At 59.1% G+C, this 24,749-nt stretch carries 12 protein-coding genes; 9 read left to right on the forward strand and 3 right to left on the reverse strand.

The window, feature by feature from the left end; all coding sequences use genetic code 11:
• Nucleotides 1-156: 156 nt before the first annotated feature.
• The gene (locus HUW52_RS08065) at nucleotides 157-1,680 is read right to left on the reverse strand and encodes a fumarate hydratase (protein ID WP_007916251.1); all 1,524 of its coding nucleotides are present in this window, start codon (nucleotides 1,678-1,680) and stop codon (nucleotides 157-159) included.
• Between the two features lie 578 nt (nucleotides 1,681-2,258).
• Here HUW52_RS08065 and HUW52_RS08070 point away from each other — a divergent pair.
• From HUW52_RS08070 to HUW52_RS08080, 3 genes are read left to right on the forward strand one after another with little or no spacing between them, the layout of a single operon-like run.
• On the forward strand, nucleotides 2,259-3,365 hold the full coding sequence (locus tag HUW52_RS08070; RefSeq protein ID WP_016983105.1) for a diguanylate cyclase: 1,107 nt from the start codon (nucleotides 2,259-2,261) through the stop codon (nucleotides 3,363-3,365).
• Complete coding sequence (locus HUW52_RS08075) at nucleotides 3,358-4,293, forward strand: iron-sulfur-binding ferredoxin reductase (RefSeq protein WP_095121349.1); 936 nt, start codon at nucleotides 3,358-3,360, stop codon at nucleotides 4,291-4,293. The genes HUW52_RS08070 and HUW52_RS08075 overlap by 8 nt, the downstream gene beginning before the upstream one ends.
• Nucleotides 4,294-4,322: 29 nt before the next feature.
• Nucleotides 4,323-5,072, forward strand: coding sequence for an enoyl-CoA hydratase-related protein (locus HUW52_RS08080; protein ID WP_175553353.1), 750 nt, complete (start codon nucleotides 4,323-4,325; stop codon nucleotides 5,070-5,072).
• Nucleotides 5,073-5,329: 257 nt separating this feature from the next.
• Here the strand turns inward: HUW52_RS08080 and pyk are convergent, their stop codons facing one another.
• Nucleotides 5,330-6,781, reverse strand: a complete 1,452-nt coding sequence (gene pyk, locus HUW52_RS08085) for a pyruvate kinase (protein WP_175553354.1) — start codon at nucleotides 6,779-6,781, stop codon at nucleotides 5,330-5,332.
• Nucleotides 6,782-6,951: 170 nt separating this feature from the next.
• Between pyk and HUW52_RS08090 the strand changes: the two genes are divergently transcribed.
• Both HUW52_RS08090 and HUW52_RS08095 read left to right on the forward strand, forming a co-directional pair.
• Nucleotides 6,952-7,338 carry a tol-pal system YbgF family protein gene (locus HUW52_RS08090; protein ID WP_007951249.1) on the forward strand — a complete coding sequence of 129 codons (387 nt, stop codon included), beginning with the start codon at nucleotides 6,952-6,954 and terminating at the stop codon, nucleotides 7,336-7,338.
• A 231-nt stretch (nucleotides 7,339-7,569) separates the two neighbouring features.
• Nucleotides 7,570-7,929 carry a PilZ domain-containing protein gene (locus HUW52_RS08095; RefSeq protein ID WP_095121398.1) on the forward strand — a complete coding sequence of 120 codons (360 nt, stop codon included), beginning with the start codon at nucleotides 7,570-7,572 and terminating at the stop codon, nucleotides 7,927-7,929.
• 130 nt (nucleotides 7,930-8,059) lie between these two features.
• Here HUW52_RS08095 and HUW52_RS08100 read toward each other — a convergent pair whose 3' ends face one another.
• Nucleotides 8,060-8,428, reverse strand: coding sequence for a DUF6124 family protein (locus HUW52_RS08100; protein WP_175553355.1), 369 nt, complete (start codon nucleotides 8,426-8,428; stop codon nucleotides 8,060-8,062).
• A gap of 463 nt (nucleotides 8,429-8,891) precedes the next feature.
• Here HUW52_RS08100 and HUW52_RS08105 point away from each other — a divergent pair, with 463 nt between their 5' ends.
• The 4 genes from HUW52_RS08105 (at nucleotide 8,892) to HUW52_RS08120 (ending at nucleotide 24,723) form a co-directional block, all read left to right on the forward strand.
• Nucleotides 8,892-12,017: a hypothetical protein gene (locus HUW52_RS08105; protein ID WP_256667990.1), complete on the forward strand. Its 3,126-nt coding sequence runs from the start codon at nucleotides 8,892-8,894 to the stop codon at nucleotides 12,015-12,017.
• A gap of 147 nt (nucleotides 12,018-12,164) precedes the next feature.
• A complete protein-coding gene (locus HUW52_RS08110) occupies nucleotides 12,165-15,860 on the forward strand; it encodes a Tc toxin subunit A (protein ID WP_175553356.1) in 3,696 nt (1,231 codons plus the stop codon).
• Nucleotides 15,861-15,914: 54 nt separating this feature from the next.
• Nucleotides 15,915-20,009 (forward strand): neuraminidase-like domain-containing protein, encoded by a 4,095-nt coding sequence (locus HUW52_RS08115; protein WP_175553357.1) that lies wholly within the window; start codon nucleotides 15,915-15,917, stop codon nucleotides 20,007-20,009.
• A complete protein-coding gene (locus HUW52_RS08120) occupies nucleotides 20,002-24,723 on the forward strand; it encodes an Ig-like domain-containing protein (protein ID WP_175553358.1) in 4,722 nt (1,573 codons plus the stop codon). Before HUW52_RS08115 ends, HUW52_RS08120 begins: the two co-directional genes overlap by 8 nt.
• The last annotated feature ends 26 nt before the right edge of the window (nucleotides 24,724-24,749 follow it).

Raw genomic sequence — 24,749 nt, forward strand, 5'->3', positions numbered from 1 at the left:
CGTAACCTGTCAAACCTGACAGGTGCACAAGATCGATTTGTGTGGTTGCCTCGGATTTTTATCGCCGAATCAGTTATCTCCAATGCAATCGCAGGCACAAAAAAAGGCCGATCCGTCATTTGACGGGTCGGCCTTCTTTTTTACGCCTTCAGGCGTTTACTGCACTTCTACCGCCAGGCTTTCGCTGATCTTCTGTTGCCAGATCGCCGGGCCGGTGATGTGAACGGACTCACCTTTGCTGTCCACCGCAACGGTGACCGGCATGTCCTTGACCTCGAACTCGTAGATCGCTTCCATGCCCAGTTCGGCAAAGGCCAGCACCTTGGACTTCTTGATGGCCTGGGCCACCAGGTAGGCAGCGCCGCCGACAGCCATCAAGTACACGGCTTTGTTGTCCTTGATCGCTTCGATCGCGGTCGGGCCGCGCTCGGATTTGCCGATCATGCCCAACAGGCCGGTTTGCTCGAGGATCTGCCGGGTGAACTTGTCCATCCGCGTCGCGGTGGTCGGGCCAGCCGGGCCAACCACTTCGTCACCGACCGGATCAACCGGGCCGACGTAGTAGATGAAGCGACCCTTGAGGTCGACCGGCAGGGTTTCACCCTTGTTGAGCATCTCGACCATGCGCTTGTGCGCAGCGTCGCGACCGGTGAGCATCTTGCCGTTGAGCAGGACGGTTTCGCCCGGCTTCCAGCTCTGCACGTCTTCCGGGGTCAGGGTGTCGAGGTTGACGCGACGAGCCGACGGGCCGGCTTCCCAGACGATTTCCGGGTAGGCGTCCAGCGGTGGCGCTTCCAGCGAGGCCGGGCCGGAACCGTCGAGCACGAAGTGCGCGTGGCGCGTGGCGGCGCAGTTCGGGATCATGCACACCGGCAGCGAGGCGGCGTGAGTCGGATAATCCATGATCTTCACGTCGAGCACGGTGGTCAGGCCACCGAGGCCCTGGGCGCCGATGCCCAACTGGTTGACCTTCTCGAACAGTTCCAGGCGCATTTCTTCAATGCGGTTCTGCGGGCCACGGGCCTTCAGTTCGTGGATGTCGATGGATTCCATCAACACTTCCTTGGCCATCACCGCAGCTTTCTCGGCGGTGCCGCCGATGCCGATGCCGAGCATGCCCGGAGGGCACCAGCCGGCGCCCATGGTCGGAACGGTCTTCAGCACCCAGTCAACGATCGAGTCGGACGGGTTGAGCATGGCCATTTTCGACTTGTTCTCGGAACCGCCGCCCTTGGCCGCCACGTCCACTTCCACGGTGTTGCCCGGGACGATGGAGTAGTGAATCACGGCAGGGGTGTTGTCCTTGGTGTTTTTCCGAGCACCCGCCGGGTCGGCGAGGATCGAGGCACGCAGGACGTTTTCCGGCAGATTGTAGGCGCGGCGCACGCCTTCGTTGATCATGTCGTCCAGGCCCATGGTGGCGCCATCCCAACGCACGTCCATGCCGACGCGCACGAACACGGTGACGATACCGGTGTCCTGGCAGATCGGGCGGTGGCCGGTGGCGCACATGCGCGAGTTGATCAGGATCTGCGCCATCGAGTCACGGGCCGCTGGCGATTCTTCGCGCAGGTAGGCTTCGTGCATCGCCTGGATGAAATCCACGGGGTGGTAATAGGAAATGAACTGCAGGGCGTCGGCAACGCTCTGAATCAGGTCGTCTTGCTTGATCACGGTCATGAGTCGCGCTCCTCTAAAAGACGGGAACATTCAATAAGGTGCCTGCGGCTTGGGTGCATCGGTCGGTCGCAGACACCTTTCAAGGCACGCCGGGGCTGCTGGCGCGACGCTAAAAAGGCGCGGCAGTATACCGCGCCTCGGTGGGGCATACACGCGCCGGCAGTCATTCGTTGGTCGCATGGGTGGGCGAATATCGGCCAGCGGGTTTGCATTTCCGGATTTACCCCCTCACCCCAGCCCTCACCCCCAGGTGGGCGAGGGGGAAAGGGAGCCGATCTTCGTGCTGTTCAGACCTGAGTTCAGCTCGGGGAAAGGGAGTCGAATTTCATGTTGTTCAGACCTGAGTTCGGCTCGGTATTTCAGGTCGGCGTATTGCCAGCAATCCACTCGGTCAGTCCCCTCTTCCTCTGGGAGAGGGTTAGGGTGAGGGGCTTTTGGCGGTACACGCAGGCCACACTTTTGACGTCAAATTTCGAGCCCGAAAATCGGTGGTCATTTATCGACTACGCCACTAAAGTGGCAGCCGGTCTGTAGAGTAGGACACTCGGTCAGCCTCTTATCGCACGGTGAGTCAACGATTGACCCATAACGCCATTCAACGTCTTTTGCTTAAACGTTTCGCCCTTGCTGCGGCCACCTACGGATTGGCTTTGCTGCTGCTGTGGCTGGCGTTTTTCGCCGGTCATTACGGCCAGTCCCTGAGTTCCGTGGCCATCGGCAGCGCGCTGGTGGTAATCAGTCAGGCGACGCTGTTCGCAATGTTCTGGAGCGGGCGCAACCAACGCTTTGCCGACCCCAGCCTGACCGAAGTGCAAGTGCTGCTCGGACTGGGCTGGCAGACCTGGCTGATCGCGCATCTGGATGAAGCCCGTGGCGCCTTTCTGGTGTTCTACGTGCTGATTCTGCTGTTCGGCCTGTTCCATCTCAGTCGACGGGCCTTCATCCGCTGCGCCCTGCTGGTGTTCTTCAGTTTCTGCGCGATCACGCTGTGGGACGGCTATCACTTCCTCTTGCCCGACCCTGCGCTCGCCGCCTTGCAGGTGTGCATTCTGGCGATGGTGCTGGCGTGGCTGGTGCTTTACGCGCGCTTCGTTCAAGTCTCGCGGCAACGCCAGCGCCAGCGCCGGTTTGCCTTGCAGGCGCATCAGGACACCCTGCGCGGGATGATGCGTCAGCTCGAAGACCTGGTCGCCACCGACGAGTTGACCGGGTTGTTCAATCGCCGGCACTTTCTGCGCCTGGCCTCGCGTGAGCTGAATGCGATGGACAACGACGTGGTGCACGGCCTGGCGTTGATCGATCTCGATCATTTCAAACGCATCAATGATCTGCACGGTCATGCTGCCGGCGATCAGGTGCTGCAGGCGTTCGCCGGCGTTGCGCAGGCGTGTCTGCGCGACGGCGATGTATTGGCGCGTTATGGTGGCGAAGAATTCGTGGTGCTGCTGCCCGATTGCAATGCCGAACGCTTGACCGCTTGCTGCGAGCGTCTGCGCATCGCCTTCACCGATGTCGAGCTGGTGGGGCTGAGCGTGCGCAACCTCAGTCTGTCGGCGGGCATGACCCTGCTGGAACTGGGTGATGACCTCGACGACGCCTTGCAGCGTGCCGATCAGGCGCTGTACCGAGCCAAACGTGACGGGCGCAATCGTTGTGCCGCGGCGTGGGAGAACGTCGATGCCTGAACTTCGCGTCGGTGAACAGCAATGGTCAGTGGCGGCGGGCAGCAACCTGCTCGATGCCCTCAATCAGCGTGGTGTCGCCGTGCCCTACAGCTGCCGCGCCGGCAGCTGTCATGCGTGTCTGGTGCAATGCGTGCAAGGTCTGCCGGCGGATAACCGTCCGGATGCGTTGAGCGCTGAACAGCGGCAACAGGGCTGGCGACTTGCCTGTCAGTGTCAGGTAACCGAAGACTTGCAGGTGCACACCTTCGATCCGCTGACCGACGGTCGCCCGGCCGTGGTCGAGGCGCTCGACTGGCTGAGCGACGGCGTGTTGCGTTTGCGCCTGACCCCGCAGCGGCCGTTGCGCTACAGCGCCGGGCAACATCTGGTGTTGTGGATCAATCACATCGCCCGGCCATATTCGCTGGCAAGCCTGCCGGAAGAAGACCGCTTTCTCGAATTCCACCTCGATTGCCGCCAGCCCGGCGAATTCAGCGATGCCGCGCGGCGCCTGCAGATCGGCGACGCGATCCGCCTCGGCGAACTGCGTGGCGGCGCCTTGCATTACGACCCTGACTGGCACAACCGACCGCTGTGGCTGCTCGCCGCCGGCACCGGTCTGGGGCCGTTGTTCGGTGTTCTGCGCGAAGCCTTGCGTCAGGATCATCAGGGCGCCATTCGTGTCATTCACGTGGCCCATGATGCTGACGCGCACTACCTGGCCAAACCTTTGGCGGCACTGGCCGCGCAACGCGAAAACCTCAGCGTCGAGCTGTGGACGGCGGCCGAGTCAGCCGCCGCTTTGGCGCAACTGCGCCTTGTTTCCCGGCAAACCCTGGCCTTAGTCTGCGGCTCGACGGCCAGTGTCGACGCCTTTGCAAGGCGCCTGTATCTGGCCGGATTGCCGCGCAATCAACTGCTGGCCGATGTGTTTTTGAGCCGTGGTTGAGCGCTGATCTTTCAGACGCGAGACACGCCATGACCGAAGCCATCCTGCTGGAACGCGAACGCGGTTTGCTGACCCTGCGCCTCAACCGCCCGGACAAGAAAAACGCCCTGACTCGTGCCATGTACAGCCGTCTCGCCGAGGCGCTGAAACAGGCTGACAACCACTCTGAAATCAACGCCGTGCTGATCACCGGCAGTGCAGAATGCTTCACGGCCGGCAACGACATCGCGGACTTCATTCAGCAACCGCCGAGCGACCTCGACAGCCCGGTGTTTCACTTCATGGTCAATTTGCTGGAGTGCCGCAAACCGGTGATCGCTGCCGTGGCCGGTGCAGCGGTGGGCATTGGCACGACATTGCTGCTGCACTGTGATCTGGTTTACGTGGCCCGCGATGCGCGCTTGCGCATGCCGTTCGTCAATCTCGGTTTATGCCCGGAGTTTGGCTCCAGCCTGATCCTGCCGCGTTTGCTTGGGCAAGCCAAAGCGGCAGAGTTGTTGTTGCTCGGCGAAGGATTCAGCGGTGAACAGGCTGTGCAGTGGGGGATTGCGACCGAAGCGTTGGGTAGCGGCGATGCGGCGCTAAGCAAGGCGCGGGAAATGGCGCTGCGCTTCGATGAATTGCCGGCCGAAGCGGTGCGTATCAGCAAGCAATTGATGAAGGCGCCGGATCGCGAGTTGATCCGTAGGGTGATCGAAGAGGAGGGCGTGCTGTTCACCCAACGGCTGCGCTCGCCGGAAGCATTGGCGGCGTTGAGCGGATTCATCAAGCGGCATTGAAAAGCCACCCTCACCCCAGCCCTCTCCCAGAGGGAGAGGGAGAGGGAGCCGACCGAGGTGTAATGCGCTATACATCGACTTGAAAGAACCGGTCGGATTCAGCTCTGAGCTATCAGGTCGGTGCAATTCTGCAATATCCCTCAATCGGTTCCCTCTCCCTCTGGGAGAGGGCTAGGGTGAGGGGCTTTCGATTCAACGTAGACAACAAAAAAGCCCCGGCACTCACATGCCGGGGCTTTGGTTTTTCAGCGCGTCACTCAGACCTGCGGGTCGCCCACGTGCAGGATCTTCATGCCGTTGGTGCCGCCGGTGGTGTGGTAGCTGTCGCCCTTGGTCAGGATGACCCAGTCGCCTTTTTCCACAACGCCGCGCTTGACCAGCTCGTCAATCGCCTTCTGGCTGACTTCATGCGGTTCCAGCGAGGCCGGATCGAATGGTACGGTGTACACGCCACGGAACATCGCTGCACGCGCCTGCGTTTCGCGGTGCGGCGAGAACGCGTAGATCGGCACCGAGGAACGGATACGCGACATGATCAGCGGGGTGTAGCCACTTTCGGTCAGGGCGATGATCGCTTTGACGCCCGGGAAGTGGTTGGCGGTGTACATGGTCGCCAGCGCGATGCTTTCGTCGCAGCGGGTGAATTCCTTGCCGATGCGGTGGCTGGAGGTTTTACCGGTCGGGTGTTTTTCAGCGCCGACGCAGATGCGCGCCATCGCCTGCACGGCTTCCAGCGGGTACTGGCCAGCAGCGGATTCAGCCGAGAGCATCACGGCGTCGGTGTAGTCGAGCACGGCGTTGGCCACGTCGGACACTTCGGCGCGGGTTGGCATCGGGTTCTGGATCATCGACTCCATCATCTGGGTCGCGACGATCACAGCCTTGTTGTGGCGGCGTGCGTGCAGAATGATTTTCTTCTGAATGCCCACCAGCTCGGCGTCGCCGATTTCCACACCGAGGTCACCACGGGCAACCATCACTGCGTCGGAAGCCTTGATCAGGCCATCGAGGGTTTCGTCATCGGCCACGGCTTCGGCGCGTTCGATCTTCGCCACCAGCCAGGCAGTGCCGCCGGCTTCGTCGCGCAGTTGACGGGCGTATTCCATGTCGGCAGCGTCACGCGGGAACGATACCGCGAGGTAGTCGACTTCCATTTCTGCGGCGAGCTTGATGTCGGCCTTGTCTTTTTCAGTCAGGGCCGGTGCGGTCAGGCCGCCACCGCGACGGTTGATGCCTTTGTGGTCGGACAGCGGGCCGCCGATGGTCACGGTGCAATGCAATGCATCGTCAGTTTGGGTATCAACGCGCATCACCACGCGGCCGTCGTCGAGCAGCAGCTCGTCGCCCACGCCGCAGTCCTTGACCAGATCCGGGTAGTCGATGCCGACCACTTGCTGGTTGCCTTCGGTCAGAGGATGGCTGGTGGAGAAGGTGAACTTGTCACCGATCTTCAGCTCGATCTTCTTGTTGGCGAATTTGGCGATACGGATTTTCGGGCCTTGCAGGTCACCGAGCAGGGCGACGAAGCGGCCGTGCTTGGCAGCGAGGTCACGCACCAGCTTCGCGCGAGCCTTGTGCTCGTCGGGGGTGCCGTGGGAGAAGTTCAGACGGGCAACGTCCAGGCCAGCCAGAATCAGCTGTTCGAGAACTTCCGGCGAGTTACTGGCCGGGCCAAGGGTAGCGACGATTTTGGTACGACGGACGGACATGCAAAGACTCCTGAGTTCAAGCGCTAGCGAAGGCTACTATGCTCTTGGGGTGTAGTCATTGTTCGAATGCACTACTTATTGTTTTCTTTATTGAACACGACGATTGGCGCAAACACTTCTGAAGATTTCTCGGCAAGGGTCGATAAAGAGCACAAGACAGGAGAACCCTCATGCGATTCGTACCCATTGCCGCCCTTGCCCTCAGCGTCCTCGCCGTGACGGGCTGCACCCGTTGGTCGATGAACCATCATTTGAACAACGCCTACAGCGCCTATGACCGCGGCAACTGCGAGCAGGTCATGCTCGAACTGTCCAAGGTCGAACGCGCCAGCCGTGCCCGCCCGTATGTGTGGCCGGAAGTGTCGATGATGCGCGGCCAGTGCCTGGAGCGGCAAAAGATGTTTGTCGATGCGGCGCAGACCTACCAGTTCATCATCGCCTCGTACCCCAACAGCGAATACGCCTACCGCGCCCGCGCGCGTCTGGAAACCTTGCAGAGCCTGGGCCATTACCCGACGCGCAGCGCTGCTGCCGTGGTGCGCCCGACCCGCTTCTGATGACAGTTGTCATACAAAATCTGGCCGTGTGTACAAGCTGAGCTATAGTCGAATAACCCGGGTTTAGAGCCGAATCTGTAAACCCGGAGCAACACCTGCGACTGGCAAGTGGTCAGGTGACGGCGACGTAGCGACCGTCACACCGGAAGCGGGGAGAGCGCACCTGCGCTACAGGGGCGTTCCGAAGCAAAGGTGCGGCTCTGTGATGGAGCCTTGCATGGCGAACTGCGCATGTTTACCGACCGCCGGATTGAACGGCATCAGCTGCCGTATTTCCTCAGAGTGTTCAACAGCGTCACCAACAAACCCATCGGTTTTCTGGGCAACGTGTCCGAAGACGGGCTGATGCTGATCAGCCAGTTGCCGATGATGGTGGGTGTGGACTTCCATTTGCGGCTGCAAATCCCTTGCGGCGAGGGTTGCCAACAGATAATCGATCTGGCCGCGTGTTGCCTGTGGTGCCACGAAGACGCGACCCCGCTGCACTACGACGCCGGTTTCAGCCTGCAACAACCACCGCCGGAATACGGGCAATTGGTTGAGGCGTTGCGCCAGTACTTCAGTTTTCAGCCATTGCCGGCCTCGGCCTGATCGGAAACCGCCTAAAGCTTCGCGAGCAAGCTCGCTCCCACAGTGATCCGCATTCTTTCAGTTGAAATGCTTCGAGTGTGGGAGCGAGTTTGCTCGCGAAAACGTCAGTACAGACAACCTCTCTCCAAGGTCAGGTAACGGCAATCGCCCGCTCGTTATCCAGCGCCTTCTCCGCCAGCAACAAACCCATCTCGCTCAATTGATAGATCGCCATCGCCAGGTGTCGCGGCTTGTTTTCAAGGCTGTCGGCCAGGTCGAGCAGCAGAATGCTCACCGAAGAAAACGTTTCGTAGGTCTGAATGGCCACGGCTTCGGGGTTGAGGTCGGGCGCGATCATGAACATCTGCATGCCGCGATCCACGGAGTTGCGTGGGTCGGGTTTGGGTTTGAGGTAGTGGTCGAGGGCTTTTTCGGCGGCCTCGTGGAGCTTTTTCGAGTCGCTGGATTGATAGGGGGAAACCGAGTCGGTTTCGGGGGGATTTGGAGTGTCTTTGAACATAGTGATAACCCTTGTAGTGAGGGCCTTCACCACTTCGCGACTAAACGAAGGGGTGGCGGCTGGACGCAGGTTAGTCGACCGGGGGGTATCACCAAAAACCGGCGCGCCGAAGCGCCCTGCGTACAGCCACCATCGAGTGGGGGGATAGGGAGTTCCCGACTTGATGACGCTTATACACATTGGTGACACACCCCGGGCGACTAAACCCGACCACTGATTGGCAGCGGCACGGATCAAGTTACGGGGCATCAGCCAAGCGCACAAGCCGGCGGATTCTGAGGGATGTGTAGGCAATGGCGCAACTCGGTGTAGCCGTGTGTTGGCGGCTGTAGGAAGCCTCTGAACGGCAATGCGGGAAAAATTACCATCCGTCGGGACTGTCAGATTTTACAGGTAGGCACCTGCTTATTTCCCTGCGTACATATACCCCTCAAACATTGCTCGGGGCAGAGAGGGGAAATTCATGTCACAGGATAAGAATCTCGAAGGCGTATCAGAGAGTGCCGATATCTCTGTACCGCAGGAACAGGAACCTCTGCTCTCGAATGGTGTAAGTCCGGATGGGCAATATGTCGGACCATTACAAATTCAGCTCTGGGAAATCATCGAGACCGTTGATACCAAAAGTTCGATCATCTTCAACATTCCGCAGTCTGACGGTAGACACCAAGTCTGGATTGATTACTACGGTCCGAACGGATATTTCCGCAATTGCCTCGTTGGTGAATGGTATCCGGGCGTGCAGTGGAATGAGTACCCTGCAACCGATCTACCTGAGGGTAATGGTTACTACGCTACGAAGTGGAATTACAAAGGCAACTGGTCCGAGCGCAGAGATAAGCGGGTATTTGTAAGAAAACTCCCTGTCATCACTGGTAAAGATGAATTTGCAGCGACTGTTTACGGGACGGGTGTTACCAGTGGTCGTCTTGAAATAGTCGAAAACCTTACGGGACAAAGCCTCAGTCCGCAGATCACCGGTACGCTGAGTAACTGGTCGATAAAGCTTTCGGATGGTCTAAAACCAAGAAGTTACAGCGTCAAGGTACGTCATTCGGAATCAGGATATGCCACTCGCTTCTCGACTCCGATAATCTTCAATTATTACGGCGTCCCTGCCATTACTCGACCGAAAAAAGATGATGTGATAACGCAAGGCCGACCATTAGTTGAAGGAGAAGGATACCCAGATGCGACTGTCAGGATCTATCAAGCGGATTCTGGCGTAGTTCTTTACGGAGAGACGAAAGTCAGCGCTAACGGATATTGGTCGACAACGCTGTTGCAAGATTTGCCAGCCGGCCGCTTCACCTTTACCGCACAGCAGTCGTATGGCGGTAGTAACCTGCCTGGTTGGGCGAAAGGCGTGGATGTTTTTGTAACCACTGCACCTGTTATTACTCCGCCAGATCCAGGCTCGTATCAGAATCAGGTTTTTACCGTAACCGGTTCAAAGGGAGCTTTAGGTGGCACTGTTCAGGTTTTACTGGACGGGAAAGAGATCAAAGTCGGTGAGAGTCTGATACTGACGAAGGCAAATTGGAGCGCCTCCGTTGAAGTGCCTGCAGGCAATACTTCGCTGGTGGCTATCAACGTCATCGAAGGACGAAGGTCCGAGCCAAGTGGTCCGCGCGCATTCAAGGTCCGCCCTGCCACGTTCGTCGGCGTCAACGTCGAAGTCCTGGCTGATGGATCAATCAAGTTCTCAGGCTCCGCCCACGCCGGCGCAACGGTGGTGATCACCGCGCCCGGTTATGCAGTCACGCCGCCAGGGGAGGTTGTGGCAACCGGGGGTCAATGGGCAACCACCGCGACGGATTGGCCATACGGCACCTACAACCTGCAAATCGTGCAAAAAGTGCGCGACGGTGCCAGTGGCTGGATCGAGTCACAGCCTTTCCCATTCCAAATCAACAAAGTATTAGCCGATGTGAGCGAGGTGACATCGACCCCTGACTATCAGCCGACGGTCACGGGTAAAGGCTCTCACGGCGCCACGGTGCAATTGTTGAGACCCGGGGGATCCGATGCAGGTTTTCCCGATGCTGTGGTGACTAATGGTCAATGGTCGAGCACGGCGTTAACGCAATGGGGGCCGACGCGCAATTATCCCCTCAATATCAGGCAATCCCGGGACGGGCAGCATTCGCCCAACTGGGTTGCGCACTACATCAATATTCCGCCACTGGCTCCCGGTCTTGACGACCCGCTCGAAGATGGACTTTCACCCTGGTTCAGCGGCACTTGCTGGCCGGGCGCGGTGGTCAGCCTCCAGTACAGCGACGAGGTCGGTGTGGTGCACCCGGCCACTGTCAGCAATGACAAGTGGACATTCCGCCGCGACATGGCGTTCGAGACGGGGGTTGAGCATACCGTCACCGTGACCCAGTTTGCCGCGGAGCAGACCTCGTTACCGGCGAGCGCCACCTTCACCGTCAGACGGCCCATGTCCCAGCCGCGGATCACCTATCCGGACCCGACCAGCAAGGTGGGCCGTGATGTCACGGTCGAGGGCGACAACGGTATGCAGGGTGCCGTGATGCAGTTGCGGGATGCCCAGTTCCAAAGCCCGCTGGGGCCGGAAAAAACACTGGATGCAGACGGTGCGTGGTCGATCGATCTCGCCGGTCTGGAATTCCGCAGGTACACCATCGATGCACAGCAAATCCTTGACGAACGGCCGTCCGAGCGCAGTGAGCATTGCTATTTCGATGTGGTGTTGTTGCCGCCGCAGATCACCCAACCGACGGAAAACGGGAAGCTGCCACGTACCGCAAAAATCGCCGGCAGCGGCATGGCGAACGGACGGGTCGAAGTTTTTCTGGAGGGTGTCAGCGAGCCTCTGCTCAGCGACATCCTGGTGAACGCCAAGGGTGATTGGGAAGGTGAAGTGACGTTGCCGGTGGGGCGCACAAGCATTCGTGCGCGGCAAACGTTCGTCGATGGAAACGGCCAGCGGCAAGAGTCGGACCTCGGCGAAGCGCGGCAATATGACGTCGTCCCGGCTGCACCGCTGATCGAAACCCCGACCGAGGATGACCCAGTCGGCAGACGCACGGTGGTGTCTGGTTTCGGTGTGCCTGGCGACACGGTCACGGTGACGCTGGCCGACGCCACGCACTCGCTGCAGTCCAGCGCCATCGTGCAGGAGGATCGCACCTGGTCGGTGACACAGGACTTCAGTTCCCTTGCCGGCGGGCCTTACGTGCTTGAGGCGGTGGCGTCGCTGGAGGAGTTCGCCTCCGTCGAGGCACTGCGCCCAATCATGCTGGGTACTTTTCTGCCCACCCTCGACGCCCCGGCGGCGGGCCGCTGGGTCAGTCATCCGCTGCAGTTTGCCGGCCGCGGGCGCAAGGGCGTTGGGACAGTGGTGAGTTGGTACAACCCGGATGTGCAGTGGACGGGGCCCTTGCCCATTGCCGGTGACACATGGCATGGGGAGGCGACGCAACCATTGCCGGAATCCGGCAACTGGTACCGATTCAGGCAGAGCCTCACGGATGAGAAGGGCGACGAGACGATATCCGACTGGGTCGTGAGCGCGCGCTTCGAGGTCGAGCGCGCAAATCCGCCGGTGGAAGGTTCTTGAACGCATACCCGACGAACGGTTGTAAAACCTGTCAGATCTGACAGTAGACACTCGACCTGTCGAAGCGCCAAATCTTAATCACTGAGTGTGCAGCCTGGTGGAAACGCCAGGTTGCTCCGGCCGGCTTTCGTCTCAAGGAACCTGATCATGGCTGATTCGCGTCGCCCCGCTTTGCAAATGTTCGATCAAATGTTTGGTGACGAACAACACGCACAAAACCTCGGGCTGGACAATCTCAAGACGTATCTTGAACAAGGGGGATCGATTTTTCCCTTGGTGGAAAAGGGCGTTCAGGGTCTGGTCAGGGAGCAGCGGCTCAGCCCGGATGACGCCCGGCGGTTTTTGCGCGGGGCCAACAGCATGGCCACGTATCTGCGTCGTCAGTTTATCGAGCAAACCCTGACGGGCGATCGGAACGCGACAACACGCAGCTCCAGCGGTTTGTTATCCATGGTTGACGGCCCCACTTATCAAGTCCTGATCGGTACCGACTTTGCTGCACTGTGTCCACCGGATGCACTGGAGTCCCTTGTTTCGCCCATAGCGTATCTGATCGATTTGCTGCGCTGGATTCGTGACCGTATCAAGCCCGAAAACCAGGAAGAACAATATCAGTTGCACAACCGCCGCACGGATTTGCTCGCGCTGGAGGTCGACGTCAATGCGGTCTATCAGTCGGTATCGTCGGTCGACATCATCGTCGCGGTATTGGAGCAGTTCATCGCGGCGAACAAGCCCAAGCCAGGACAGTCGACTGAAGACGCATTGATCGAGGCCCGCTACCCCAACGGTCTGCCGTATTACCAGCATTGGGTCACGATTGATGCTATCGCGCAGTCCCATGACCTGTCGGTGGGGGACTTCGAGCACCGTGTCGATCTGGCCTACCCCTATTTTTTACAACCCGATGCCCGGGGAACCAATACCGGTCCCGGCTTCGCTCATGCTACGCGCCTCGGTCCCTATCAGCGGCAATTGCTGACGGAAGCCCGCGAGAGCTATGACCAGCGTAAAGAGTTTTTCGACCGCCACTTCGGTACCAATGACCTTGATAGTTACCAGAACCTTAGTCAGGTGGAGTTTCTAGGCGAGCGAACCAAGTTGAGCAGCACGCAGATCGAAGCTTTGCTGTCGATTCGCGATGCTGCCCCGGTGCGCTCAGCCAATGTGAAATACCCGGATGAGACACCCGAGACACCCGAGATACCCCAGATACCCCAGATACCCGAGAAACCCGAGAGTGAACGGTCGGGGTCGGTGTACATCAACAACAACACCGCCCCCGCCGTGCGGATCGACGACGAGTCACAATTTCGCCATCGGCTGACGGCAGACCCCGACAAGGAACTGGGCTTCAACCGCTATGACCGGATAAACCAAATGGTCCGTCTGGCCAACTGGACCGGTTTGCCGTTCGATCAGGTCGATGCACTGCTGGTGGCTGCGATCCGGGCAGTAGAACACGGTAATCCTTCGGACCCCGCCGCTGCGTCAGAGATGGACATATCCAGCGGCGTCGTGCATGCCCTGGGTCTTTTTCAGACCCTGCGTGAGCGTTACGAATGCACTGCGGCGGACTTTGCCGGGTTCATCGCAGAGCTGTCGATCTACGGCCGTGGCGAGGCACTCTCGCTGTTCGACCAGATCTTCAATGATCGAACGGATTACCGCGAGCCCTTGCGGCTCGACAACCTTACGTTTCCAGTGACGCCGGCGCCGGGCGAGGTCGATCTGACGATCAGCCAGTTGTGCCGTGGCCTGGCGATTGACCCGCAGACTTATTACGTCCTGGCAACCACGGTGGCCAGAGCACATGGATTGACCGACACACTGACGCGCAGCCCGGCGATCATCTCGAGTTTTTACCGCCTGGTTCGACTGCCCCGACTGTTGAACATCACCCCCATCGAAGGTGTGCTGATGCTGTCGGTGCTGGGTGGGATCGAGTGGGTTGATGGCTTGGCGGGTACCCCTCGTATCCACACCGTTGCAGAAGGTCCACCAGACATACTGGAACTGATCGAAGCCATGCACAGTTGCGTGCAGTGGTGCGCGCAAAGCGATCTGCCAGTGTTGTGGGTGTTGCAGCATGCGGTCAAACCGCTGGCGGCGCAGCAACCGTCCGAGCAGGATCAGCAACTTTTCGAGCAGTTGCGCAATTTGCTGCCGACCGCATTGTTGTCCAACGGTGTGTTTCTGATGGCCGGCGTGCCGTCTGCAGGGGTCGCCGACTGGCTCGAATTCCTGGTGAGCCGCGCCGATGGCCAGCTTCCTATTGTCGACGCCTATGGTCTGGTATTGCCTCAGTGGGGGACATCCGAGCAATACCTGGACGATGTCCGCAGAAAAATTGCCTGGGCGGTCGACAGTGCCTTGGGGGTGGTCGAGGAGCCATTGCGCCTAACCCTTATCGACATCATGACCGGTGTGGTTCTGCAGGCGCGTGATGCTCAGGCATCGTTGGTCAAAGAGACGCTGGCCGTGTATGCCGGTGTCGGTGTGGAGCAGGTACTACCGATCCTGAGCTGGTCAAACACCACGGTTCATCAATTGCTGCAACAAGTGCTTGAGCAAACCCCTGTGGAATCAGAGGGGGCAAGCCGAAAACAGCACCGCAATGCCGATGTGCTGCTCGATCTGCTGGCGCAGGTGCGCTGGCGCAGTGAAGTGGTGTCGACGCTGGGGTTGAGCGCCGCGCTGTTGCACGAATATCTGGATTACGGTCACGAAGCCTGGCTCGGTCAGAGCAACAGGCACGAATTGACGATACGCACACTGTATTACTTGACGACACTGACCCGTGCCTTTGCCCTGAGTGAACAACCGTCGCAGAAACTGTTGGACTATCTGCGTCAGGTCAACGATCTGTCGGATCTCACGGGGGATGCAATGAGGCTGGTGCAACAGGCCGCCGCCATCAGGCTGGCCAATTTTTTTGGCTGGAGCGTGCAGGAAGTCCGCGAGTGTGTCGACCGTATCGATCCCACCAACCTCAAGGTGTTGAAAAACCTCAGCCAACTCGATCTGTTGATGCGCGTCCGGGAGCTGTCCATCGAGACCGGCATGGATGCATTGACGATTTTCCTGATCGGCAGTCTGCCCGAAACCGTCGACAAGACAGCCTATGCCAAGGCCGCCGAACTTGCTCTGCTGGGCGCGACCAGTGAGCGCTCGCCTGTGGCGCACGTGGCAAGCGACCTCAACGAGTTGGTCTCAATTACCTGCGACGTGGTGGATGGCAGCGATGTCGTGGCCAACAAGCCAGGTGAGCTAGCCACGTATCGGGTGACCGTGAACAACGCGCAAGGTCAGCCGCTGAGCGGCATCAAGGTTCACTGGCGAGCCTCCCTGGGCAGCATTAAAACAGGTGCGACCGACACAAATGGAACGCTTTTGGTCATCTATACCCCGGGCAAGGTCATGGGCACCGATACGCCCGTGTATTGGCTGGATCTGTTTGAGCCGCGCTACGCCACATCTATCGACATCACCTTCGACCGCAAAACGCTGACTTTTCCGTTGGCAGAACTGTCACCAACGCCCTTGGGAGTCGTGCCGGAAGGCCAGGAAGTCGAACTCTACGCGTTGCTGGAAGACGGCTACGGCAACCGCGCGCACGACTCGTTGGTGGATTGGTACTGGGTGACCGTACCCCCGACAAATGTGGATACCGCAACTATCAGACCCCGTCAGGGGTTCACCGATCAACAGGGACTCACGCGAGTTTTTGTGTCCAGCGAAACCGGAGGCACCTTCGTTTTCAGTGTTCGGAGTCAGTCTAGCGATAGCGAAAGCGTGTTCATTAATCCCATCACCTTCGCGGGTGAGGCGATACCGGGGTAAGCGGTATCGCTTGGCTAACGGTTGTCCCCGGAGCATATCCCAAGGAGCAGGATCATGGCATTGAGCAACATTGGCGGGCTGCTGGAAAAACGTCGCGCGGCACTGCTCGAATACTGCATCGGCCAGGTGGCCAATGCGAAATATCCGTTCTTGAAAACGGCGGCCGATCTGTTCGAACTGCTGCGCATGGATCCACTGGACACCTACCAGGTGCGCAGTTCGTGGGTAGCCGAAGCGACCAGTTGTGCACAGCAGTACATTCATGCGGTGTATCGCAAGCTGGAACCGGGCTTTGAGAAGCAAGCGTTCGACAATCGGCATTTGCTCGAATGGGAGCTGTACAACAACTATCCCGACTGGGCCGCCGTGCAGCTGATTTCGTGTTACCCGGAAAACTTCATCAATCCCTTTGTACGCCTGCGCAAGACCAGTCTGTTCAGAACCCTTGAAAACAATCTCAATCAGGCACGCTTGAGCAACGATTCCGTGCAGTCGGCGCTGCAGGACTACCTGCAGACCTTCGAACAAACCTGCGATCTGGATGTGATCAGTTGCTACATGGACAGCATGACGCCGGCCCGCGCCAATTATTACGTTGTCGGGCGACAGCGGGTGCAGCCCTTCCAGTACTTCTGGCGCAAGGCCGAGATTGAACTGGGCAGCCAGAGTGTGGCGGTCAATCCAGCGGCCTGGAGTGAATGGCAAGCCGTGGAAATCCCCGTTGCCGACGAGGTGCTGGATATTCGCCCGGTGGTCTGGAATGGCCGGTTATGTCTGGTCTGGGCGCAATGGCGTGTGAAGGTCGCAGCGAAAGTTGGCTCAGTCGATATTCCCTACAAACTGGACATCAATCTGGCGTTCATGACCCAGAACGGCCAATGGTCGGCGCCGCTGCTCCTGCACAGTTCGGAATACCAGACCAACCTTTTGCCGGGCACCCGGTTGATTGCGAGTGAGCGCCGCGATTATCTGGATCCCAAGGGCAAGCTGGGGGTTTTGCTGACGGGCAAGATAAGTGGCCAGACTGTGGCGCCGCTGAGGGTGCATGCGGTTTACGACGTGTTGATGCGCCCGGTCGCCGGCGACGGTGGGGCATGGCTGGATCTGGCGCTCCAGCATCGATTCGTCAGCAACGAAACGGTTCAGCATCCACTGAGCAGCCAGGTCACGGTCGTTCCCCGTGTCCTGACGGCGGGTTCCCTGACGCCGCATATGGATCTGCAAGTCATGGCGTTGCGGGTGGGAGATGAAGATATGATCACGGTGCAGGGATATTGCAGGCCCACCGGACTTGCCAGTGCCATGGTGAAGATCAAACTGTGGCTTGTTGGCGCTTCAGGTGAGGATCCTAAACCGCTGGAACAAGAGCTGGATCAGGCGGGTGGTTGGGTAACCGAATCGTTGGTATCCAGCCGAAAAGAAGGCACTTGGCCGGACCCGACCACTTTTGCATTAGCCGGCCCCACCGCTTATACGGGCGATAAGCGATTTCACCTGACCATCGTCGACCTCAAGGATTTCGTCCCGCCCACCTTGCGCAAAAACACTGTCGATGCGGCGCAGTTTCTTTCCTTCAATCAGTCTGACTTGCAACTGAAGTTCGTCCGGCTCAATTCATTGTTTGGCCCGGAACTGGTGCAGCGTTCCAATGGTTCCGTGGACGCCGTGCTGGACTGGAACACTCAGTTCATTGCCGAGCCGTCGCCCACCGGGGTGCCGTTCGTTGAGCCCAATGGTGCTTTCAACGGTGCCAATGGCCTGTTTTTCTGGGAGCTGTTTTTCCATCTGCCGCATTTGATGGCCACGCGCTTGCGCGATGAAGAGCGCTTCCGTGAGGCACAAAACTGGCTGCATTACGTGTTCGATCCACAGGCAACTGCCGATCCTCGGGAACATCCAGACTATCCCAACCCAAGACCGGCATACTGGCGTTGCCGCCCCCTGGACATCGTCAGAACTCCAGGCGATCCGGGTTGTGAAGTTCAGAACCCCACGGATCCGGATGCCATCGGCTACGCAGCACCGGCGCACATGCAGATTCTGGCATTCACCGACTATGTGAAAAACCTGATGAGCTGGGGCGACTGGTATTACCGGCAACTGACCCGCGACAGTCTGGTGGCCGCCAAGCTGTGCTACGTCCAGGCCGGGTTTCTGATGGGCAAGGCACCGACCGCCAACACGGCGACCCGTTGGCAAACCACCAAGGTCGCCGACTTGCTGGAGCAGAGCACTGTGCGGCCGCGGCTCGAAGCCTTTGAAAAGACGCTGAATTTCAGCCTGGCGGATTACCCGGTCGCTTCCGATACCCCGCCGATGCTCGGATTGTTGGCCTGTGGGCCCTTTGAAATCCCCATCAATCAGTCGCTGCTCGACCTGTATGCCGCGCCTGAACTACGGATGCACAACCTGCGCCACAATCTCACCATAGAGGGCAGGCCTATGGATCTTGCGCTGTTCAGCCCGCCGACGGATCCCAATCAATTGCTGCGCGACCTGGCGACCGCTGGCGTGGCCGGGCCGAGACCGATGGGTGGGCGAATGGTGGTCAATGCCTTCCGTTGGCGTGTGACGTTCGAAGTCGCACTGCGGGCCGTGCAGGCGCTGCAGGATTACGGCAGTCAGGTGCTCAATCTGCTGGAGCGGCGTGATCGCGCCGAGCAGGAAGAATTGCAGCAAAACCATCTGGTGGAATTGGGCAGCTATGTCGAAACGGTGCAGGATCAGTCGATCGCCCAACTGGAGGCGAATGTGACAGCGCTGCAGCAAAGCCGGACCATGGCGCAGGAGCGGGCGGATGCTTACGCAGCGCGTTACAACGAAAACGTCTCGGCGATCGAATATCAGGTCATGTCGAGCCTGAAACAGTCGAAAACCTCCGCGTTGCAGGCCAGGGTCGTCAGGACCGCCGGGGGCGTCATCGGGGCGTTGCCGAAAATATTCGGCACCTCCAATGGCGGCTTCAAACCGGAACATGTGTTTGATGCAGCGGCTTTCGGCATGGAGGTTGCCTCGTCGCTGTTGCAGATCGATGCCGACAGCCAGGCCACGACCGAAGGTTACCGGCGTCGCCGAGGCGAATGGGCGCTGCAGCGTGATCAGGCAATGGCGGAGGTGCGTGCGCTCGATGAGCAGATCGTGGCGCAGAATCATGCGGTCACTGCGGCACGATCCAGCCTTGCGCAGACCTTGCGGGCCAACAGTCAGGCATTGACGGTCTACAACTACCTGAAAAAACGTGCGAGCAATGCCGAACTGTTCGGCTGGATGCTCGGCCAGCTCAAGGCGCTGCATTATCAGGCCTACGATGCGGTCATCAGCCTGTGCCTCAGCGCCCAGGCTTCGCTGGCCGCCGAAACCGGTGATTACGATACGCAAATCCCCTTGCCTCAGGTGTGGCTCGACCATCGTCATGGGCTGACCGCCGGTGAGCAGTTGCGCGGGCATCTGCTGCGTCTGGAGCGTGAATATCTGCAACGCCACGAGCGACGGCTGGAGCTGGTAAAAACCATTTCCCTGCGACAGTTGTTCGACGACGAAGTGGAACCTCAGGTGGGCATTGCCAGCTGGGCGGATGCCTTGCAGCAACTGAAAGACACCGGGGTACTGGAGTTCAGGCTGACCCAGTTGCTGTTCGATCGCGATCATCCCGGGCATTTCTGCCGGCAGATCAGTTCGGTAGAGGTCGAACTGCCGGTCCTGACCGGACCTTATGAGGATGTGCGGGCGACCTTGCTGCAGATCAGCAGCATGACGGCGACCCGGCCAACCACGCAGTCCGTGCAGTACTTGCACAATCCGGGCGGGGTAGCGCCGCTGGATGTGGTGATCAATTTGCGCAGCGCTCAGCAAATAGCCTTGTCGGTGGGCATCGCTGACAACGGTCTGACGAACATGAAGCCCGATGAAGGACTGCTCCGTCCGTTTGAATGCACTGGCGTGATCTCCGGCTGGAGATTGAGTGTCCCGTGGTCGGGTAAACGGCTGCAGGCCGCCATGCTTGCGTCGTTGACCGACCTCATTGTGCGTATCCATTACACCGCCAAGGCCGGAGAGCCGACCTTCGTCCAGAAAGTCGTAGACCTGGTCACCCAGGCTGAAAACACCAGGCTGAACAAACAGGCCAAAGGAGCGAGCGATCATGCATGAGCCAGTCATCCAAGCGAATCAAAGTCTGGTGCTCAACGGTGATTTCACTCAACAGCTCGACCACTGGACTTACAAAGGGTCAGTCGGCTTAACGAGTGAAATGTATGAAGGCGCGTTTATCGGTTTCCTGGTGGCGGGGGTCGGTGGCTCGGTTACACAGCAGGTATCAGTGCCTAAAAAGCCCGATGCCGGCGCCAGTTACGAACTGACATTTTTGTGCGAGTTTCGCCCGGGGGCTGACTGGTCGGGCCAGCTCGGAACGTTGCGCATCCTCAAGGGCAACACGGAGTTGATGAGCATCGAACTCAAGCGCGAGACGCTACGCAGCCTTGAGGACGATAACGCTCGTCTGGCGACGGCACAGCCGTTGGATTTCATTCCGATTGCCTATCGCGAATCGCTGGATCACCTGGCATTCGACAGCGGCGAAACCTTGACCTTCGAAGTCAACGGTGTGCCGAGCAACCCTTCAGATAAGCGCTCGGTTGTGCGTATTACGCGCATCGACCTTCAACTGAAACTGGAGCCCTTGAAGCTGCAGGCGCTAAGTCTGGACGAGGAAACCCTGACGCCAGGTCGGACCTTGTATCTGTGCCTGGGGGCATCCCTTGGCGGCGCATCGGACGACTTCCTTTTCACTCCACACAAGCTGTCTTTTATGCCTGTAGCCGGCAGCGCCTGGCTGGATACCCAGATCGCATTGACCAGCCACGGTAACCCGATGGACGCGGTCAAGGCTGATCCTGAATGGGGTGTCGATCAGGCGCTGCTGTCGCATTGGTCGCTCGACTGCCCGGCGATCGGCGAAGAGAAAAGCTACGATTTTTCGATAAGCCTGGTTAACCAGTACAGCGCCGAACCTTATGCGATTGACGTTTCGCTGGGGCATCACCGCCTGGCCTTTCGCGAGGTACAGGAAGCGGCTTACTACCCGGTGCTTGAATATGCGCAGAGTGTCCGGCTCGGCGTGCAAGTCGTTTCGTTCTACACCGGCCAGGCGCTGGATGGCCGGACAGTGAACTGGACGGCGTCCGGGCAAGGTGTACTGGGGGCCGGGATCACTGACGAGCAAGGCTGGGTTTACTTTGATTTTGCACCGAGTACTGCGGGTGATGTGGTTATCAAGGCAGCGGTCGAAAGCCCTTATTACGCCAGTGGCGAAGTGACCCACGAATTTGCGGTCAAGGTGTTGGCGACGGATCCGTGGAAGGCGTTGCGATCCGTCGTCGAGGATATAGAAACGCAGTGGGACGTGACCGGTTATCCCAACCGGGGCGCCGCGCACCCTGTCATCGTGCGCCTGCTCGCCGACAGCCCGTTGCAGGGCACTGATCTGTCGCTGCACTGGAGCGGCGTCGGGCACGAGCAATTGGGGATCACGGTCAGGCCCCCGCTCGAGGAGCCGGTTCCGTTCGATGGGCGCGACAGCCTCTGGACGCTGACCAGCGAGGACCGGCTCGACGGTCGCTTTGATCTGTCATTGGTCTGCTCAAAGCTGTTGTTGCCATCTGTAGCCAAACCGATGTCGCTGGCGCGCAACCGGATCAAGGTGGGGGAGGTGCGTGAGGCCAACAAATATCCGATCGTCGACGAGGCCGAGAGCGTGCTGCTGCGGGTGCAAGCGGTGCATGAAGTGGCCAGAGGCGATGGTGATCCGGTCAGCAATGCGTTGGTCGAATGGGTGATTCCCGACGGTGACCCGGTCCACAGTGCCACTGGGTCGGGCGGCTGGGCCAGTTTGCTGTATACGCCGAAAACTGCCGGGGAAAAGACCATCACCGCCCGGCTCAAGGCGCACCAGGAAGCGATGTCGGTCGAGCACCTCTTCACTGTCACGGCCGTTGCCACCAACCCCTGGAAAAGTCAGGTGAAAATCTGGCTCGACGATGCTGAGGTTCAACGCAATACACTTGGCGTGCTCTGCCGACGTGGACAGACTCATACCCTCAGAGTCGAACCGGTTACCGGCAGTGATTGGCTCGGGCGCAACATCAGTCTGCACTGGCGCGGCGTTGATCCTGATATCGGGTTGCGGCCCACAGACTTGGGAACGCTCAAGCCATTGACGTTGCCAGGGCCGCAATGGCAACTGGTCTCCGACAGCAGCACCAGCCTTAGCAGCCTGTTTGAGCTGGAACTGCGCCTTGAAGGCGAGACAAACGTTCGCGAGTTGGCAGGACGGCTGATGTCTGCGGATCTGACGGAGGAAATGGCGCTGATGCTCGATCAGGTGCCATCGGCGCTGGATGATCGCAGCTTGTATCCATGCCTGGGGGCCGTTCACCGCTTCAACGTTTTACCTCATGCACTGAGCCCGTTGGTGGGGCTTGAAGCATCCCTGATCTGGTCGGGCACACCGGCCGATTCACTGGGCGCGACCGTCGCCCCGCCGCTGGAGCATGGGCAGACACTGAACGACGGCGGCGCAATCTGGACGCTGGACTTCACCGGCAGTGCGACGCAAGGCGAGTTTGCTCTGACCCTGGCCCTGCCTCAGTTGAGTTTCGAGGCGATCGCCAAGCCGATGACACTGGCTCACAACAAGGTCAGATTCGAGGCATGGCGCGAGTCGGCGGTGGATCCGGTCATTGGCCAGGCGCCGGCGTGGATGTGGGTGCAGGTGTACTCGCATTACACCAACCGCCCTGTGGATCAGGCACCGGTGAGCTGGATCATCGATGGCAATCCTCGCGATATCCAAACCACGACCGATGGCTGGAGCGGCTTTGACTTCAGGCCGCAGGTCGCCGGGGAAGAGTCGGTAACCGCAGCGGTACTCAGTCGTTATGACGACTACGAAGATCGTCGTCCAATGACAGTCAGATCGCTGGCCAGTGATCCCTGGGAGGGGCTGATGGTCAGTTTCGACAAGCAGTCGGAACAGCCAATAGGTCAACAAACGTTCTTTCCGCGACGCAAGGGTCAACATGAACTACAAGTGCGAGCGCTGGACGGCAGTGACTTGCTGGGTCAGTACCTGACACTGGGCATGACGGAGTCCGGGCCAGCGGCACTCGGCATCCGTTTCGAGGAACCGAGGTTGGGCGATCCCAGATTGTTTTCGTCCGCAGGACTGACCTATAGGTTCCGGGTGGACGATCTCAAGGATGGCAGCTTTGGATTGCACTGCTCGTCGACGCGGCTGGCCAGTCTGTCTCCCGTGAACGCCATGTCGCTGGGACAAGGCGAACAGGTGGTGAAGATCGCTGAACGCCAGCGGGTCAATCAGACGTTGTTCTGGGGCGATGCCGTGACTGAACAGATCACGGTCATCTCCTCGATCAGCGGCAAGCCGATGGTTGGGGTCACTGTGACCTGGCGCAGCCCCGACCTTGGAGAGGTGACATCGATCACCAACTTTCACGGGGTGGCGAAGATTGAGTTTGTGCCGACTACACCGGGAGCGCTGGAGCTGACCGTATCGGTGGGCGGAGCATTGCACTCGGATTCGATAGCGTTGCCGTTCTTCGTGCATGAGCCTCGGGAAATCCAGTCGTTGATCAGTCCTGGTCCGACGGGATATCCGGGGCAAGAAGTCAGCGCACAGGTCATTGTGGTTTCTGCCAGAACAGGCGAGCCCCTCGTTGATGTCGACGTGGAATGGGAATACCCGGGCATCAAGATCGCCCCAACGAAAACGGATGGTACCGGCAAGGCCGAGGTCGCGTTCAGACTCCCACCGGTCAAGGAAGGTTGGTTGCTTGCCGCTGTGAAGGGCGGCTACGCCGGATGGGAGGTCAGATCGATGATGTTTACCGCGAATGCAAACTCGGACACCTGGTTGCAGGAATTCACGCTTTGGCTCAATGGCGAAGAGGTGAGCCTTGTCGACGGGAAGCTGCTGCTGTCTCACGCAACCGCTTACGATCTGGAGTTAAGGGTAAGGCCGCACAGTTGGCTGATCCCCTGGGCTGAAGTGGCACTTGAAGACTCATCCGGGGCGCAGGCGCTCGGGCTGACGTTTGATCCGGATCTTGAAACCTTGCGTCCGGTGGACGGTGAACCCATTCGATGGTCTGTTAATAACGAAGGCCCATGGCGCAATGGCGACTTCACTTTAAAGTTGACCAGTCCCAGCATTCCGGATCGATTGTTGCCGGGGCAACTGTTTGATATCGAGGCAGAGCTGGACATGCAGTTCGACAGTTTTGCGAAGGTCTTTGGGCATGACACGTTGTATCCTTGTCATCGCGTGGCGCACGTAATCAGATTGCGGGCAAAGTCTGGCAGTTCGCTGACGGGGGCTTATGTAAGGCTGGGATGGCAAGGCGAAAGCGCCGAGAGCCTTGGATTGAGCATAACGCCTGATCTTGCACAGGAACATCAACTCGGACAAGACTGGTTGTTCTGGACTCTCGATTGCCGAGAAAGTATCCGGGATGGCGCGTTTGCCCTGACGCTGAAGACACGGAATGATCAATGGCTTATTTCGCCAGCGGCCATGCGCCTGGCGCATAACTGGGTGGATGCAGAACGGTGGCGCGAAGACATTGAAATGGGTAACGGGGAAATAATGACCCGAAATTTCATTCGGGCGACCTCCAAAATGAAGAAAGAGCTTGCGCCGGGAGTTCGAGTCTCCGTTCAGCATTCCGATTCAAGCGAGACCTACTACGTAACAACCGATCTTGCCGGTGAAGCGTTCGTTAATACGTACAGGGGCGTAACTGCCGAACTGAAAATTTACAATCACTATGACGGCAGCACTGTCTGATTGTGAGTTTTGGTCGTGGGAATAAA

The organism is Pseudomonas sp. 43A, assembly GCF_013363935.1.
In the GTDB taxonomy this organism is placed as follows: Bacteria; Pseudomonadota; Gammaproteobacteria; order Pseudomonadales; family Pseudomonadaceae; genus Aquipseudomonas; species Aquipseudomonas crudilactis.